Origin of the sequence: Actinoallomurus acaciae (assembly GCF_042429965.1) — a bacterium.
Classification (GTDB): Bacteria; Actinomycetota; Actinomycetes; order Streptosporangiales; family Streptosporangiaceae; genus Actinoallomurus; species Actinoallomurus acaciae.
Genome location: NZ_JBHLZP010000147.1, coordinates 1 through 16709, shown reverse-complemented (window position 1 = coordinate 16709; position 16709 = coordinate 1). Strand labels below are relative to the sequence as shown.

Genomic DNA, 16709 nt, shown 5'->3' with positions numbered 1-16709 from the left:
CGCGTGGTACGCGGTGGCCGCCGCGTCGGGCAGGGCGGCCGCGGTCACCGGGTCCAGGCCGTTCGCCCGCACGAGCCGCGACACCGGCCAGACCAGCTCGTCGGCCAGCCCGCCCGGTTCGTGGATGCCGAGGATCGGCGCGGTCGCGCACCGCTGCTCCCGGCCGGACGCGCACGCCTCACAGGCGCCGCACGGGATGATCAGGTGCGGGAGGACGAGGTCGCCCACGGCGATGTCGCCGGCGGGGCCGTCCACCTCCGTGACGACGCCGGCGACCTCGTGCCCGGGTACCAGCGGATAGGAGACCCCCGGCGGCAACGGCATTCCGCGCAGGTAGTGCGCGTCCGTGCCGCAGATCCCGCACGCCATGACCCGGATGCGCGCCCACCCGGGACGCGGCGACGGCGGACCGGTCGTGTCGAGACGCACCGAACCCGGCCCGTTGATCGTTATCCGTCGCACGACATGTCACGTTAGTCGCCTTACTTGTACCCGTTAGTGGGTGTACGGCGTGCAGTGCCCGATTTACTCGGGCGTACCCTGTCTGCCGGTACGGCCATGTCGCGTAAGGGAGATGGACAGCAGGTGGTAGAGCGGGTTGTGGTGACCGGACTCGGCGCGGTGACCCCGGTGGGGAACGACGTGGCCGCAACGTGGGAGGCGCTCGTACACGGCCGGTCCGGCATCAGACCGATCACCCGGTTCGACGCGTCCCACGACCGCGTCCGCATCGCGGGGGAGGTCACCGGCTTCGACCCCCACCAGGTGCTCGACCACAAACGGGTGCGCCGGTCGGCGCGGTTCTCCCAGTTCGCCGTCGCCGCCGCGCGTGAGGCCGTGAAGGACGCCGGGCTGGTCCTGGAGGGCGACACCTCGCGGGTCGGCGTGGTCGTCAACAACGCCGTCAGCGGCTTCCCGGAGATGCAGGGCGGCGTCGAGACCCTGCACGAGCGCGGGGAGCAGCGCGTCAGCCCGTACTACGTCTCGTCGGTCATCCCCAACATGCCCGCGTGCGAGGTCGCCATGGACCTCGGCGTGCACGGCCCGGTCACCGCCGGCGCCCTGGCCTGCGCCAGCGGCGTGTACGCGCTGCTGGACGCCCGGCGGCTGATCCTGGCGGGCGAGGCGGACGTGGTGATCGCGGGCGGTACGGACGCCGGCATCACGTCGGCGATCTTCGCCGGCCTCACCAACATGGGCGCGCTGTCGCGCCGCAACGACGAGCCGGAGCGCGCCAGCCGCCCGTTCGACGGCCAGCGCGACGGGTTCGTGTTCGGCGAGGGCGCGGTGCTGCTGGTCCTGGAGTCCGAGCGCCACGCGCGGGCGCGGGGCGCGAGGCCGTACGCCGAGGTCGCGGGCGGCGCGCTGACGAGCGACGCGTTCCACGTCAGCGCGCCGGAGCCGGGCGGCGCGTACGCCACGGCGGCGATCCGCCAGGCCATGGAGCGCACCGGCACCGCACCCACGGACGTCGACTACATCTGCGCCCACGGCACCTCGACCAAGGCCAACGACGTCACCGAGACCAAGGCGATCCGGGCCGCGCTCGGCACGCACGCCGACCACGTCGCGGTGAGCTCACCGAAGTCGATGGTCGGCCACCTGATCGGTGCGGCCGGGGCGCTGTCCGCGATGGTCTGCGCGCTGGCGATCCGCGACGGCGTCGTGCCGCCCACGATCAACCAGGAGACGCCCGACCCGGAGTGCGACCTGGACTACGTGCCCAACACGGCGCGCCCGCTGCGCGTGCGCACGGCGCTCGTCAACGCGTTCGGCTTCGGCGGCCAGAACTGCGTCGCGGTCATCCGCGAGCCCTGACCAGGTGGCAATAACGCGGAGTGCCAATGATCGGGCGCGCGGATAGGAGCATTACACCAGTCCGAAAGTGACGTATGACCTCTATCGTGGCGACGCTCGCCCAACGGAAAGGAAGCGCGTCCGCCATGGAGAACAGTCGCCCCGGCCCCGTACCCCGATGGTGTTCCTGCCGTATTCCGGACGACGTCGAGCAGAAGCGGGGCGTGAGCCGCCGGCAGGTGCTCGGCGGGTTGACCGCCACGAGCGCCCTCGCCCTCGCGGGCTGGCCCGGGGCGGCCGAGGCGGCCACGGCCGGCAGGGGCGCCAAGGGCGCGGTGACCATCACGATCATGGGCACCTCCGACATCCACAGCCACGCCGTCGACTGGGACTACTACAAGGACGCGGCGTACAGCGACAGCGCGGGGAACGTCGTCGGCCTGGCCCGGGTGTCGAGCCTGGTGAACCAGATCCGGAAGGCTCGCGGGCGGGACCACACGCTGCTGTTCGACGCGGGCGACACCATCCAGGGCACGCCGCTGGGCTTCTACTACGCCACGGTCGAGCCGTTCACCGAGTCCGGCGAGATCCACCCGATGGCGCGGCAGATGAACGCCATCGGCTTCGACGCGGTGGCGCTCGGCAACCACGAGTTCAACTACGGCCTTCCGCTGCTGGACGCCTGGGTCAAGCAGATGCACGCGCCGGTCCTGGCGGCCAACGCCGTGCACGCGGGGACCGACCGGCCGGGGTACCGCCCGTACATCATCAAGCGGATGCGCGTCCCCGGGCACCCGCCGATCAGAGTCGGGCTGCTCGGCCTGACCAACCCGGGCGTCGCCATCTGGGACAAGGCCAACGTCTCCGGCAAGCTGGACTTCCTGGACCTGGTCGAGACCGCCAAGCGGTGGGTCCCGAAGATCCGCGCCCAGGGCGTCGACGTCATGGTCGTCAGCGCGCACGCGGGCGACAGCGGCCTGTCGTCCTACACCGGCGACATCCCGGTGGAGAACGCCGCGGCGATGGTCGCCGAGGAGGTGCCCGGCATCGACGCCATCCTCTTCGGCCACGCGCACATCGACGTCTCCGAGCGGTTCGTCACCAACAAGGCCACCGGCGAGAGCGTCGTGATGAGCGAGCCGATGTGCTGGGGCGAGCGACTGTCGGTCTTCGACCTCACGCTGACCCGCGACCGCGGCCGCTGGAAGGTCACCGGCAAGTCCGCCACCACGGTGAACACCAACACGGTGCAGGAGGACCCGAAGCTCGTCGCGCTGGTCAAGAAGCAGCACGACGCGGTGGTCGCGTACGTCAACCAGGACGTCGCCACGTCCACCGAGGAGATGTCGGCGGCCGAGTCCTGCTGGAAGGACACCGCGATCCTCGACTACGTCAACCTGGTGCAGACCGAGACGGTCAAGAAGGCCATCGCCGGCACCGCCGACGAGTCGCTGCCGGTGATCTCCATCGCCGCGCCGTTCAACCGCGCCGCGACCTTCCCGGCCGGGCAGGTGACGGTCAAGGACATCGCCGGGCTCTACATCTACGACAACACGCTGCTGGGCAGCGTCCTGACCGGCGCCCAGGTCAAGGCGTACCTGGAGTACTCCGCGCGGTACTACCAGCAGGTCGCGGCGGACGCCCCGGTCGACCCGGCGTCGTGGACCAACGCCCACGACCTGCCGGACTACAACTACGACCAGATGTCCGGCGTCACGTACGACGTCGACATCGCCAAGCCCGAGGGCTCGCGGATCTCCGGCCTCGCCTACGACGGCACGCCGGTGGCCGACGACCAGCGGTTCGTGGTCGCGGTCAACAACTACCGCCAGTCCGGCGGCGGCGGTTTCCCCGGCATCACCACCGCCCCGGTCGTCTACAACGCACAGGTCGCGATCCGCGAGGCGATCGTCGCGTACGCCTCGGAGGCCAAGACCATCGACCCGTCCACCTTCCACGTGGAGAACTGGAAGCTGGTACGCGACGGCGCCCCGGTCTTCTGACACCGGGCTCTGCGGCCCGCCGGGTCAGTCCGGCGGGCCGGGGACGAGCAGCCCGCGGTTGTACGCCTCGGCGACGGCCGCGGCGCGGTCGCCGACGCCCAGCTTGGCGTAGATGTTCAGCAGATGCGTCTTGACCGTGGCCTCGGTGATGAACAGCCGAGCCGCGGCCCGCCGGTTGGTGCATCCGGCCGCGACGAGTTCGAGCACCTCCACCTCCCGCCGGCTGAGCGGCCCCGAGCCCGGAGTGCGGACCCGGTTCATCAGCCGGGACGCCACCGAGGGGGAGAGGACCGCCTCGCCATGTGCGGCCGCGCGCACCGCCCGCAGCAGTTCGGCGCGCGGGGCGTCCTTCAGCAGGTAGCCGGTGGCGCCCGCCTCGATCGCCGGCAGCACGTGGCTGTCGGTGTCATAGGTCGTGAGCACGAGGACGCGTGCCGCCGTGCCCTGCCGGGTCAGTTCGGCGATGGCCGTCACACCGTCCATTCCGGGCATCCGCAGGTCCATCAGGATCACGTCGGGCGAAGTCTCCCGGGCGAGCCGTACGGCCTCGGCGCCGTCGCCGGCCTCGCCGACCACCTCGAACTCGGGATCACGCGCGAACATGCTGCTCAGGCCGTCTCTCACCACCGGATGATCGTCGGCGACCAGCAGCCGGATCGGGCCTTCGGGGCGGTTCACGCGGAGGCCTCCTCGGATGCGGCCGGGACGCAGGCGGAGACGCCCGTGCCCAGACCCGGTTCCGACTCGACCTGAAGCGTCCCGGCCAGGCCCTCGATCCGCTGCCGCATCGCGATGAGGCCGAACCCGCCGCCCGTCTCCCCGCGCGCGCCGTCGGCGGGCACCTCCGCCGGGTCGAACCCGCGCCCGTCGTCCCGTACGTCCAACGCCACCTCGTTCTCCATGTACGACAGGGTCACCCCGACCCTGGTCGCCCCCGCGTGCCGGGCCACGTTGGCGAGCGCCTCCTGGGCGGTCCGCAGCAGCGCGACCTCCACCTCGCGTTCCATCGGCCGCGCCGTACCGGTCGTGGTGACCTCGACGGCGAGCCCGTGCAGCGCCGACCAGCGCCCGGCGACGCCGGTGAGCGCCTCGCTGAGCCGCGCCGTCTCCAGGGGTTCGGGGCGCAACGCGTGCACCGACCGCCGCGCCTCGGTCAGGCTCTCCCGGGCCAGCCCGGTCGCCGCGGTCACGTGGCGGCGCCAGTCCGCGGCGTCCTCTCCGGCCTGCTCGGCCGCCTGCAACTGGGTGATGATCCCGGTCAGGCCCTGGGCGAGGGTGTCGTGGATCTCCCGCGCCATCCGCTGGCGCTCGTCCATGACCCCGGCCTCGCGCGCCTGGGCCACGAGCCGCTCGTGCAGGCCGGCGTTCTCGGCCAGGCTCGCCTCGAGCCGGCGGTTCGCCTCCCTGGCCTCACGCAGGGCCTGCTCCCGCTGGTCGTTCTGCTCGCCGCTCCGCCGGGCGAACCAGGCGAAGCCGCACATCGGCAGGACGTTCGCGGCCACGACGGCGAGGTAGATGACCACCCCGAGCAGTGTCGTCCTGGCCATCGTCGAGGCCTGCGCGGTGCCTGACAACACCGCCACCGCGGCGACGCCGAGCAGCCGCCACGGCCAGAGGATGAGCCGGAACGCGTACAGGTATCCGGCCGGCGCGAAGAACCCCCACCAGGGGTCCCGCACCACCAGGACGGTCAGGACCGCCATGAGCACGGTGAAGAACACCGCCATGGCCGAGGGGCTCTCCCGCGCCGCGGGACGCAGCGTGACCATGCACAGCATCCACAGGGCGGCGGCCGCGCAGAGGGCCAGGTCGATGGTGAGGCCGCCCGACGAGCGCCGCTGCGCCACGGTGATGGCGGTCAGGATCGCCACGAGGAGGTACGGCAGCACGGCCACCACCGGAGGCCACTGCTCCCGAGCCTCCAGCCGGGGGCGCGGCGCCGGAACGCTCATTCCCGTCCTCCCCGGTGACATCCACTTCCCGCAGGACAATCTAACCGTCGCCGGTCCGTACGCCATCGCCGTTCGCGCTCGTCAGGCGCCCGCGAACAGCGACCGCAGGCGCCGGCCGTGGACGAGCGCGACGACACCGAGCAGGAGGAGCCCGCAGACCCCCTGTTCGAGCCGCAGCCACATCGGGAACGTCCCGGGCAGCGCGATGATCACGACGATGGCCACGACCATGACGGCCGAGGCGATCCGCAGCCGCAGGAACGCGCCACGGGAGCCGCGGGCCGCGCGGGCGGCGAACGAGAACATCAGCAGGGACGTGAGGGCGACGATCGTGCCCCGTACCCAGACGGCGGCGGTCACGACGGAGTGGTGGTCGCGGAGCAGGACGATGGCGACGAAGGTGACCAGGCTGAGGAGGAGATAGCCGCCGACGAGCAGCTTCACGGTGCGGAGGGCCGTACGGGTCTGCGGCTTGGTGTCCATGTCAGCCCTTTCTGTCGTGACCAGGTGCACGTCAGCGTCGCAAGGGCGCGCGTGCCCGCACATCGCCCGGACTCCCGTGCCGGCGGCTGAACCCGCGGACCGGCCGTACGGCCGAGCCGATCCACCGATCGGTTGATCCGGGCGCCGGAGAGGCCGTCACTAGACTCCGGACCATGCGACGGCTGAGCAGCACCGTGGTCGTGGTGGCGGGCGAGCGGTCTGGGAAGGTCGTCTCCGGGCTGGACGGACTGCACAACGTCCGGGCGATCGCCCGGGGCGAGCGCTCCCCGGCCGAGGTCGAGGAGGCGGTCCACCGGGCCACGGCGACGTACGTCGTGCACGACGCGGACCCGCTGGCGGCGGTCGGCGACGCGTGGGTCGACCTCTTCGACGGCGCGGCGCCGGTGGGCGGCCTGGAGGTCGCCATCGAGACGGCCCTGGCCGGGCTGCGGTCGGACCGGCTCGCGCTGCCCGACTACTACGTCGTGCTCGATCCCGACGACATGCCGGTCACGCGGCGGCACTGGTGGCTCGGCGCTCTGGCGGGCAGCGCCCCGTCGCGCGTCATACCGGCCCGCGCGTCGGCCGCTGCGGTCACGGACGCGCTGGGCCGGCTCTCGTCCGGGCGCTGGTGGCCCTCTGACCTGGAGGGATGGCTCCGTGGGCTGACCCGGACGGTCCCCGATCGGGTGGGCCTCCCGTCGAGTTCCGGTCTCGATCCGAAACCCTGACTCCCGTGGGAGCGTTCCCCTGACCCCGTTTACAAAGCCGTCCCCGGCGAACGAACGTTGTCGGCATGGGGACGAAACGGGAGCTTCATCGTCTTTCCGGCCAACGACCACCATTCCGTACGAGCTTGGCATCGCGCATGTCCAGGCTGATCCCGTCTCTGCTCACCGAGCCGCCCTTCCGGCGTTACTGGACGGGCCAGACGATCTCTTTACTCGGCGACGAGGTGTCGATGATCGCCCTGCCGCTGACCGGAGTCCTCGTGGTGCACGCCGGGCCGGCGCAGATGGGGTACCTCATGACGGCCTGGCTCCTGCCGAGCCTGCTGTTCTCGATGCCGGCGGGTGTCCTGGTCGACCGGTACGGCCACCGCCGTCACACGATGCTCGCCGCGGATCTCGGCCGGGCCGCGCTGATGGCGAGCATCCCGATCGCCTACGCGGCCGGGGGACTGACCAGCGTCCAGCTGTACACCGTCGCGTTCGCCGTCGGCACGCTCAGCGTGCTGTTCGCCGTCGCCGACAGCACACTCTTCGTCTCCCTCGTGCCGCCCGAGCGCTACGTCTCCGGCAACTCCCTCCTGCACAGCAGCTACGCCCTGGCGGACGCCGGCGGACCCGGTCTCGGCGGCGCCCTCGTCCAGGCGCTGTCCGCGCCCGCCGCGCTCCTGGCCGACGGCCTGTCCTACCTGGCGTCGGCGTTCTTCCTGTTCCGCGTCAGGTCGCAGGAGCCGGCCGCCGCGCAGAGCCCGGGGGGCTCACCGGTCGGCGGGTTCCGGTTCATCGCCGGCTCACGGGTGGTCCGCGCCGCGCTCGGCGCGACCGCGACGATCAACTTCTTCACCTACATGTTCGCCGCGCTGTTCGTGCTCTACGCGACCACCACGCTGCGCGTGCCGCCGGGCCTGCTCGGGACCGTGCTCAGCGCCGGCGCCGCCGGAGGGTTGCTCGGATCGGTGGTGACGGGCCGGGTGGCGGCGCGGATCGGCATCGGACCGGCGTTCATCGCCGGCTGTGTGCTCTACCCCGCCCCGCTGTTCCTCGTCCCGGCCGCGGGCGGCGGCCGGCACACCGTGCTCACGCTGCTCTTCCTGGCCGAGTTCGGCTCCGGGATCGGCGTCATGATGCTGGACATCTCGGCCGGATCGATCTTCGCCGCGGTCATCCCCGACCCGGTGCGGGCGCGGGTGTCCGGCGCGTACCGTGCGGTCAACTACGGCGCGCGCCCGCTCGGATCGCTGGCCGCCGGGGCCCTCGGCACGATGGTCGGCCCGCGCACGACCCTCGTGATCGCCGTCGCGGGCGCGATCGCCGGAGCCGGCTGGCTGGTGCCCTCGCCGCTGCCGCGCATGCGGGCCCTGCCGATCCCGCCGCCGGGGAACGTCCAGGCGTCGATGTCGGCGGCCGGTGAGGACCGTGTCCCCTGACGGGACGGCGAGCGGCGCCCTTCCACCCGGGTCACGCCGGCGGCGTCGAACGGGGTTTCCTCGGAAAGACGATCTGAATGCCCGAGACCGAGCACATCAGAGTGCCGTCGGCATCGGTGAACTCGACCTGGACGTGAATGGCCTGGCGGGTCTTCTGGGTCACCCTGCCGGTGATCCACAGCACGCCTTCGCGCACCGGGCGATAGAACGTGACGTTCATCTGGACGGTGCGGAACGCGTTCTCGTCATCGAGCACCGACATCGCCGTGTGGCCCATGACCTGATCGGCGAGGGCCCCGAGGTATCCGCCGAACAACTGGCCACCGGTGGTGAAGAAGTCCTCGTCGGTCTCCCACTGGGTGACGACCCGGCCGGGCTGCCACGAAACGATGTCGGGAAGCCGGAGAATCTCCACGACCCTTGGCTTGGTGGCCTGACCGGCCTGGATCTTGTCGAGGCGATCTGTCCAGATTGTCATCTGACTCCTCGCGGCGTCGGCGTCCCGCCCCGGAGGATCGCCCACATCGCCGGCGGCCGCAAGGCACGATCGGCGGTCGCCCGGCGCCCCGGGTTTTGCGCTCCGCGGCGTTTGTGGCGCCTCCCAGCGGGCACGCGGCAGGGTAGCGTGCCCCGTCGGCCGTGAGCGGCCACGCCAGAGAGAACGCACGTCATGAAGCCACCCGAGGACCTGATCACCGTCCTGGCGGAGGATCACCGAGAACTGAACCAGCTCTTCACGGAGCTGGAGGTGCTCTCCGGCGGAGAGCCGCTGCGACGCTCGCTGACCGACCAGATGATCATCGAGGCGGTCCGGCACGCCGTGGCCGAGGAGGCCTACTTCTACCCGGTCATCCGCGAGCGTCTCCCCGACGGGGACCTGATCGCGGACGGGGCCTGCGGCGAGCACGCCCACCTCGAGCAGATCTTCAAACGGCTCGAACGACCCGACCTGCCCGACGATCGCTTCTCCCTCCTGCTGTCCTGGGCGATCATCAGTGCGCGGCGGCACATCGTCGACGAGGAGGAGCGGATCTTCCCGCTGCTGGCCATGTACGTGAGCCCGGAGACGCTCCTCTCGCTGGGGGAGAAGGCGAAGAGCGCCAAGGCGGGCGCGCCGGGCCGGGGCACGCCCTCCGAACCGCAGCCGCCCTTGCTGCATACGATCATCAAGGGCGGGATCGGGCTGGTCGAACGCGTGCGGGACCATCTCTGCGGTCCTGGCAGGGCCTACTCCCTCACGAGCCGCGATCCGGAGTGATCTGGGCCGGAAGCGGAAAGGCTCCGTGAGTGATGACCGTAGCGATCGCACTGTTCACGGCCGATCTGAGGACGCACGACAACCCGGTGCTGCGCGGCGCGCTCGACGCCGCCGACCAGATCGTCCCCCTGTTCGTGCTCGATGAGGGGATCCGCGCCGCCGGGTTCCGCACGCCCAATCGCGCGACGTTCCTCGCCGGCTGTCTCGCCGACCTCGACGCCGCGCTGCGGGAGCGCGGCGGGCGGCTCGTGATCCGTTCCGGCGACGTCGTCCGCGAGGTCCGCCGGGTGGCCGAGGAGACCGGGGCGGGCCAGGTGCACGTGGCGGGTGACGTCAGCGCCTTCGCCCAGCGTCGCGAGGAGCGCCTCCGCGCCGCGCTGGCCGAGATGCGCCGCGAGCTGTGCGTCCACGAGGACGCGGCCGTCGTGATCCCGCCTGGCACGATCACGCCCGCGGGCAAGGACCACTCGGTGGTCTTCACCCCCTTCTTCCGCAGGTGGAGCGCCACGGGAACGCGCCGGCCGCTCGGGACGCCGAGGAGGATCTCGGTGCCCGATATCGACTCGGAACCGCTGCCGGAGGCCGCGGGGATCGCCGGCGGCCGGCCGTCGCCCGACCTGCCCCGGGGCGGGGAGACCGAGGCGCGGCGCCGCCTGAAGACCTGGCTGGCCGGCCCGATCGACCGGTACGAGGACCTGCACGACGACCTGGCCGGCGACGCCACCTCCCGGCTGTCTCCGTACCTGCACTTCGGCTGCCTGTCGCCGGCCGAGCTGGTGCACCGCGCCCGGCAGCGCGGCGGAGCCGGCGCGGAGGCGTTCGTCCGGCAGGTGGCCTGGCGGGACTTCAACCGGCAGATGCTCGCCGGCCGTCCCGACGCGGCGTGGGACGACTACCGGCACCGGAAGGACCGGTGGCGACCCGACGGCGACGACGCCGAGGCCTGGCGGGCGGCCCGTACCGGCTATCCCGTGGTCGACGCCGCGATGCGCCAGCTCGTCACCGAGGGCTGGATGCACAACCGCGGCCGGTTGATCGTCGGAAGCTTCCTCACGAAGACGCTGTACGTCGACTGGCGTGTGGGCGCACGCTACTTCCTCGACCTGCTCGTCGACGGTGACGTGGCCAACAACCAGCTCAACTGGCAGTGGGTGGCGGGCACCGGCGCGGCCACCCGTCCCAATGTCGTCCTCAACCCGCTCCTCCAGGCGAAACGCTTCGACCCGAAGGGCGACTACGTACGCCGGTGGGTGCCCGAGCTGGGCGAGGTCGAGGGGGCGGCGGTCCACCGCCCCTGGCTCCTGCCCGAGGACCGGCGCCGCCGCCTCGACTATCCGGACCCCATCGTGGACCTGGACGAGGGGCTGGCCCGCTTCCGCAGGGGGCGGGCGGCGTGACGCTCTGTCTCGTCACGGGGGCGACCGGCTACATCGGCGGCCGGCTCGTCCCCGAGCTGCTGTCGCGTGGCCATGAGGTGCGCTGCGCCGCCCGGTCGCCCGAACGGCTGCGCGACCACCCGTGGAGCCGGCAGGTGGAGATCGTCCATGCCGACCTGACCGACCCCGAGGCCGTACGCCGGGCGCTCGACGGCGTCGACGTCGCGTACTACCTCGTCCACGCCCTCGGCACCGGCCGCGGCTTCGGCACGACCGACCGCCGCATGGCCCGTACGTTCGCGGACGCCGCCGCGGACGCCGGTGTGGGCCGCGTCGTCTACCTCGGCGGCCTCCCGCCGTCCGGGCCCGAGCGCGTGTCGGAGCACCTGCGCTCACGCGGCGAGGTGGGGGAGATCCTGCTGAGGTCCGGCGTGCCGACCGCCGTGCTGCGGGCCGCGGTGGTGATCGGCTCGGGCTCGCTGTCCTTCGAGCTGATGCGGTACCTCACCGAACGCCTGCCGCTCATGGTCACCCCGCGGTGGGTGCGCTGCCGGATCCAGCCGATCGCGGTCCGCGACGTGCTTCGCTACCTCGCCGAGTGCGCCGCGCTGCCGCCGGAGGTCAGCCGGTCGTTCGACATCGGCGGCCCGGACGTGCTCACCTACGAGGAGATGATGCGGCGGTACGCCGCCATCGCCGGTCTGCGCCCGCGCCGCATCCTGCCGGTCGCGGCGCTCACACCGTGGCTGTCCAGCCTGTGGATCGGCCTGGTCACGCCCATCCCCGGCCCGGTCGCCCGGCCGCTCACCGAGTCGCTGCGCCACGAGGTCGTCTGCCGCGAGCACGACATCGCCGCGTACGTGCCGGACCCGCCGGGCGGACTGATCGGCTTCGACGAGGCGGTCCGCCTCGCGCTCGAACACGTCGGCACGTTCGACGTGGCCACCCGATGGTCGTCGGCCTCCGTGCCGGGCGCGCCGAGCGACCCGCTGCCGACCGACCCGGACTGGGCCGGCGGCAGCCTGTACGCCGACGTGCGCGAGTCGCCGGTGGACGCGTCACGCGACGCGCTGTGGCGGGTGATCGAGGGCATTGGCGGGGAGAACGGCTGGTACTCCTGGCCGCTCGCCTGGGCCGCGCGCGGCCTGTTCGACCGTCTGGCCGGGGGCGTCGGCCTGAGACGCGGCCGGCGTGACCCGTACCACCTGCGCGTCGGCGACTCACTGGACTTCTGGCGCGTGGAGGAGCTAGACCCGGGACGGCTGCTGCGGCTGCGCGCGGAGATGCGGCTGCCCGGCCTCGCCTGGCTCGACCTGTCGGTCGACGAGCGGGACGGCGGCACGTGGTTCCGGCAGCGGGCGCTGTTCCATCCGCGCGGGCTGCCCGGCCAGCTCTACTGGTGGGCCGTATGGCCGTTCCACGGAATCGTCTTCGGGCACATGCAGCGCAACATCCGCCGCGCCGCCGAACACGCCCAGGAACGCCGTCGGGCGGGAGGGGCCGCGTGATCACGCGGCCCCTCCCGCCCGGCGTGGTGTCACCGGAAGCGGCGGAAGAAGCCGCGCAGGTCGTCGATCAGCAGGTCGGCAGCGCATTAGGACGGGTTCGTTCCTAGTAGTCGGGCATTCTGGAAACCTCGGTTCGCCTGCTTCGTCTCCTCGCCCTCCTTCAGACGCCCCGCGACTGGACGGGCTCCGAACTCGCCGGACGGCTCGGCGTGAGCGGTCGTACCGTCCGCGCCGACGTGGAGGGCCTGTACCCCGTCCTCGCGACGCGGGGCTCCATCGGGGGGTACCGTCTGGGCGCGGGCGCGTCGCTCCCGCCGCTGCTGCCGGACGAGGAGGAGGCCGTCGCGGTCGCCGTCGGCCTGCGCACCGCGACCGGAGGCGCCATCGCAGGGAACCAGGAGGCGTCCCTCCGCGCGCTCGCCAAGCTGGAGCAGGTCATGCCGTCGCGCCTGCGCGGCCGGATCGGCACGTTCCGGCCGTCGGCGCCGTCGGCGCCGTCGAGCCCGTCGACGACCACACCTGCGTCCTGCGCACCGGTGCCGACACCATCGAGACCCTCGCCGGCTACCTGGGCATGCTGAACGCCGGCTTCCACGTCACCGACCCTCCTGAGCTGGTCGCCCACCTTCGGACCCTCGCCACCCGCTACGCCGCCGCAGCGCCGTGACACGGCGGACGCGGTGGGCGATCTACACCTACTCTTGGCGCGTGAGGGATTTCTTCGCCGGCGTGCGCTACTTCGCCCGCGGTCTCGGCTGGGTGGCGCGACGGCCGGGGCAGTGGCTGTTCGGTCTGATTCCGGCGTTGATCGTCCTGGCGCTGTACGCCGTCGGGCTGACCTTCCTCGGTATCTACCTCTCCGACCTGGTGAAGGCGGCGAGCCCGTTCGCCGACCACTGGTCGAGCGGCCTGCGCGACGGCCTCCGCGTGCTGATGGGCGTCCTCGTGTTCGCCGCCGCCGTGATGGTCTCGATCGTCACGTTCACCGGTGTCACGCTCCTCGTCGGCGAGCCGTTCTACGAGAGCATCTCCGGCCGGGTCGAGGAGTCGGCGGGCGGCCTGCCGGCCGACACGGACGTCCCGCTGTGGCGGCAGCTCCTGCGCGGAGTCGGGGACGCGCTCGTCGTCGGGTTGATCACCGGCCTGTTCGCGGTGCTCTTCTTCGCGCTCGGGTTCCTGCCGGTCGTCGGGCAGACGGTGGTGCCGGTCGTGGCGGCCCTGGTGTCGGGGTACTTCCTCACACTCGAGCTGACCTCGATCGCGCTGGAGCGACGTGGTCTGCGCCGACGCGAGAAGTTCGCGTTGCTGCGCCGCGAACGCGCGCTCTCCGTCGGCTTCGGCGCTTCGGTTTTTGTGGTCTTCCTCATTCCGCTGGGCGCGGTGCTGGCGATGCCGGGCGCCGTGGCGGGAGGCACGCTGCTCGCCCGTGAACGCCTCGCCGACCAGGACGTTCTCGCACCTCAGGGCGCTTCTTCGGCCGACATCCGGTGAGACGGCTGTAATCTCGATGCCACGCCCGGGCTAAGAAGCTGTGGCCTGAGCGTAATTAGTGACGTAAGCGGGAAATGTTGATCTTCACGTACCCTGTGCGGCATGTCGGATCAGGGGGACGCCGGGATGTGGCGCCCGGCCACCAGCCAGAACGACCAGAACTCCGCACCCGATGAGACGACCGGGCCGCTACCGAAGATCTCCGAAGACGAGTCCGGTGGCCAGGGTTTTCCGTCAGTGAAGGGCTCGCCGTCCGTCAACGGCCCTGCCCCGTCGTGGTCCGCGGATGACGACCCGCCGACCGGGGGCTTCCCGCCCGTCCCCGGGTCGGAGGAGCCGCCGGCTCCCGCGTCGCGCTCGCCGTTCGAGCCCGCCGAGGAGAGTCCGCGCGGGCCCGCGAACGAGTTCGAGGATCCCGGGCCGAACGGCGCGACGCCGAAGTTCGGCACCGAGGTATCGAACCCGCAGCCGGCCGACCGGTCCTACGGATCGTTCGACGACTCATCCTTCGGCGACTCCTCTTCCCAGAACACGTCCTTCGGCGGCGGCTCCTTCGGCGGGTCGTCCTATGGCGAGTCCTCCTCCGCGTCGTTCGGCTCGACGAGCTTCGACGACAAGCCGGATGGCGCTCTCGGGTCTCCATACGGCCGTGAGACGTTCTCGGCCGAGTCCTCGCAGGAGTCTCCGTACGGTCGCGAGACGTTCTCGGCCGAGTCCTCGCAGGGTTCCCCGTACGGTCGCGAGACGTTCTCCGCCGAGTCCTCGCAGGAGTCTCCGTACGGCCGTGAGACCTTCTCCGCCGAGTCCGGCGCGCCCGGTGCGGGCGCCTTCTCCGGCACCGGGGCGCCGGAGGGTGCCTCCTCCGGCACCGGCGCCTTCTCCCTGCCGCAGGCCGAGAAGCGCCCGACCGCCGAGGACGAGGCGGCCGAGAACGACTTCTTCGCCTCCGACGACCACCCGCCCATGTGGGACAAGGTCGTCGCGCCCTCCGGCCCGCCGCCCAAACCCGGCAAGCCGAGCAGCGGCAACCTCCGGCTCCCGGAGTGGATGCGGGAGGAGGGCGCCGCCGCCTCTGGCGGTGGCGGCGGCGAGGCGGGCGGCGCGCTCGTCTCCTCCTACGAGGACGAGGAGGGCGGCTCCCGGCGCCCGCTCTTCATCGGGGTCGGCATCCTGCTGGCCGGTCTCGTCGCGGTCGCGGGCGTCTACTTCCTCAAGGGCAACGGGAACACCAAGGCCTCCACCGCGGCGGCCCCCACGACGGCGAACACGCCCTCGCAGAGCCCGTCGCAGCCGGCTCAGGCGAATGAGCCCGCGCGCAAGGCGCTCCCGCGGTTCAAGGGCGTGCACACCAGGGCCCTCGGCCGGCTCACGGACTCGCGGTCCGGCCTGGCGTACGCGCGGTTCACCAAGCCGTGGGCGGCGGGTGTGCAGAACAGCCCGATGAACGAACTGGGCTTCAGCGCGAGCCAGTTCGCCGTGACCGAGAAGGCCGGTGGGCAGCCCAAGCACTGGGCGCGGCTGATGAGCACCGAGCTCTCCGGGGCGGCCAAGGACGCCTACACCGGTCCCGGCACCGAGCGTGCCGCGGCGGCCGAGGCCCTGCGGGTGTACGAGGCGCGCATGTTCGGGTTCCAGCACAAGAAGCGGGTCCTGGCCAACCAGCCGCTGACCGTCGGCGGCCACAAGGGATGGCTCGTCAGCGACTACCTGACGTACCGCCGTACGGGGGTGAAGGCCACCGGCGACATCGTGGCCGTGGCCCTGGTCGACACCGGGCGGAAGACGCCCGGGATCGTGTTCATGACGGTGCCCAACACCAACAAGAAGCTCTGGCCGGACGTCAACTTCGTGGTCCGCTCGCTGCGGGTCGTCTGACTCCTGCCCCGAGACGCCCCGGTGGTCCGCCCACGTGACCGCCGGGGCGTTCGCGTGCACGCCCCGGACCCGTCGACCGAATCGGGTTCGAATTACACCGAACCGCATTCCAATACCGGCCTGGCGGCCCTTAGGGTAGGCCGTGAGAGGACGTCGCGAATGGGGTGTTGAGATGGGGATCGGGCTGACCGAGGAGCACGAGGCGCTGGCCGACGCGGTGCGTGGCTGGGCGATGCGTTACTCACCCGTCAGTGTCGTACGCGCGACGCTCGACGCCGAGGAGGAGACCCGCCCCGGCTTCTGGGCCGGCCTCGCCGAACAGGGCCTGCTCGGACTGCATGTCCCGGAGGAGTTCGGCGGGCAGGGCGCCGGGCTGCTCGAACTCGCGGTGGCCGTCGAAACCCTCGGGCGCGCGATGGTGCCCGGACCGTTCTTGCCGACCGTGCTGACCGGCGCGGCCCTGCTGCGGGCCGACGAGTCCGCCAAGGCCCGCGCGGAACTGCTCCCCGGCCTCGCCGACGGCAGCGTGATCGGCGCTCTCACTCTGGCGCCCGGCCTGACCGGCCGGCGCACCGACGCGGGCCTGACCGTCAGCGGCACGGCCGAGCCGCTCCTCGGCGGCGCGCTGGCCGACCTGCTCGTGGCGCCGGTGGACACCGACGACGGCGAACGCTGGGTCGCCGTCGACGCCTCCGCCCTGACCGTGACCCCGCTCGCGAGCCTGGACCGTACGCGCCGGGTGGCCCGGGTCGAGGCGGCGGACGTGGCCGTGCCCGCCGACCGGATCCTGACCGGTCTCGACGGTCAGGAG

The 16709-nt window shown here is 72.1% G+C and carries 16 protein-coding genes and 1 pseudogene; 12 read left to right on the top strand and 5 right to left on the bottom strand.

Annotation, left to right across the window (positions count from 1 at the left end; genetic code table 11):
- Positions 1-462, bottom strand: a 462-nt coding sequence (locus ACFFNX_RS20595; RefSeq protein ID WP_378204472.1) for an alcohol dehydrogenase catalytic domain-containing protein, incomplete at its 3' end; no start/stop codon positions are given.
- A 123-nt stretch (positions 463-585) separates the two neighbouring features.
- On the opposite strand from ACFFNX_RS20595, the gene fabF reads away from it, so the two are divergent.
- On the top strand, positions 586-1818 hold the full coding sequence (gene fabF / locus ACFFNX_RS20590; RefSeq protein ID WP_378204469.1) for a beta-ketoacyl-ACP synthase II: 1233 nt from the start codon (positions 586-588) through the stop codon (positions 1816-1818).
- Between the two features lie 125 nt (positions 1819-1943).
- Entirely contained in the window at positions 1944-3800 is a 1857-nt protein-coding gene (locus ACFFNX_RS20585) for a bifunctional metallophosphatase/5'-nucleotidase (protein ID WP_378204465.1), read from the top strand.
- A 24-nt stretch (positions 3801-3824) separates the two neighbouring features.
- Here the strand turns inward: ACFFNX_RS20585 and ACFFNX_RS20580 are convergent, their stop codons facing one another.
- The 3 genes from ACFFNX_RS20580 to ACFFNX_RS20570 all read right to left on the bottom strand — a co-directional run bounded on the left by ACFFNX_RS20580 (position 3825) and on the right by ACFFNX_RS20570 (position 6235).
- Positions 3825-4478, bottom strand: a complete 654-nt coding sequence (locus ACFFNX_RS20580; RefSeq protein ID WP_378204462.1) for a response regulator transcription factor — start codon at positions 4476-4478, stop codon at positions 3825-3827.
- Complete coding sequence (locus ACFFNX_RS20575) at positions 4475-5752, bottom strand: sensor histidine kinase (protein ID WP_378204459.1); 1278 nt, start codon at positions 5750-5752, stop codon at positions 4475-4477. The genes ACFFNX_RS20580 and ACFFNX_RS20575 overlap by 4 nt, the downstream gene beginning before the upstream one ends.
- 81 nt (positions 5753-5833) lie before the next feature.
- Entirely contained in the window at positions 5834-6235 is a 402-nt protein-coding gene (locus ACFFNX_RS20570) for a hypothetical protein (protein WP_378204456.1), read from the bottom strand.
- 173 nt (positions 6236-6408) lie between these two features.
- On the opposite strand from ACFFNX_RS20570, the gene ACFFNX_RS20565 reads away from it, so the two are divergent.
- On the top strand, positions 6409-6966 hold the full coding sequence (locus ACFFNX_RS20565; RefSeq protein WP_378204453.1) for a hypothetical protein: 558 nt from the start codon (positions 6409-6411) through the stop codon (positions 6964-6966).
- A gap of 137 nt (positions 6967-7103) precedes the next feature.
- The gene (locus tag ACFFNX_RS20560; protein ID WP_378204450.1) at positions 7104-8390 is read left to right on the top strand and encodes an MFS transporter; all 1287 of its coding nucleotides are present in this window, start codon (positions 7104-7106) and stop codon (positions 8388-8390) included.
- Between the two features lie 31 nt (positions 8391-8421).
- Here ACFFNX_RS20560 and ACFFNX_RS20555 read toward each other — a convergent pair whose 3' ends face one another.
- Entirely contained in the window at positions 8422-8868 is a 447-nt protein-coding gene (locus tag ACFFNX_RS20555; protein WP_378204447.1) for a PaaI family thioesterase, read from the bottom strand.
- Between the two features lie 192 nt (positions 8869-9060).
- On the opposite strand from ACFFNX_RS20555, the gene ACFFNX_RS20550 reads away from it, so the two are divergent.
- The 8 genes and pseudogenes from ACFFNX_RS20550 to ACFFNX_RS20520 all read left to right on the top strand — a co-directional run.
- Entirely contained in the window at positions 9061-9648 is a 588-nt protein-coding gene (locus ACFFNX_RS20550) for a hemerythrin domain-containing protein (RefSeq protein WP_378204444.1), read from the top strand.
- A gap of 32 nt (positions 9649-9680) precedes the next feature.
- Positions 9681-11045 carry a cryptochrome/photolyase family protein gene (locus ACFFNX_RS20545; protein WP_378204441.1) on the top strand — a complete coding sequence of 455 codons (1365 nt, stop codon included), beginning with the start codon at positions 9681-9683 and terminating at the stop codon, positions 11043-11045.
- Positions 11042-12532, top strand: coding sequence for an SDR family oxidoreductase (locus ACFFNX_RS20540; RefSeq protein ID WP_378204438.1), 1491 nt, complete (start codon positions 11042-11044; stop codon positions 12530-12532). The genes ACFFNX_RS20545 and ACFFNX_RS20540 overlap by 4 nt, the downstream gene beginning before the upstream one ends.
- 116 nt (positions 12533-12648) lie before the next feature.
- Positions 12649-13023 (top strand): annotated as a pseudogene (locus tag ACFFNX_RS20535) (helix-turn-helix transcriptional regulator); the annotation flags it as partial.
- Between the two features lie 35 nt (positions 13024-13058).
- Positions 13059-13199: a hypothetical protein gene (locus ACFFNX_RS52385; RefSeq protein ID WP_446678520.1), complete on the top strand. Its 141-nt coding sequence runs from the start codon at positions 13059-13061 to the stop codon at positions 13197-13199.
- Positions 13200-13240: 41 nt separating this feature from the next.
- Positions 13241-14023 carry an EI24 domain-containing protein gene (locus ACFFNX_RS20530; protein WP_378204435.1) on the top strand — a complete coding sequence of 261 codons (783 nt, stop codon included), beginning with the start codon at positions 13241-13243 and terminating at the stop codon, positions 14021-14023.
- Between the two features lie 102 nt (positions 14024-14125).
- Positions 14126-15898, top strand: coding sequence for a hypothetical protein (locus ACFFNX_RS20525; RefSeq protein ID WP_378204432.1), 1773 nt, complete (start codon positions 14126-14128; stop codon positions 15896-15898).
- 172 nt (positions 15899-16070) lie between these two features.
- Positions 16071-16709, top strand: a 639-nt coding sequence (locus ACFFNX_RS20520) for an acyl-CoA dehydrogenase family protein (RefSeq protein WP_378204429.1), incomplete at its 3' end; no start/stop codon positions are given.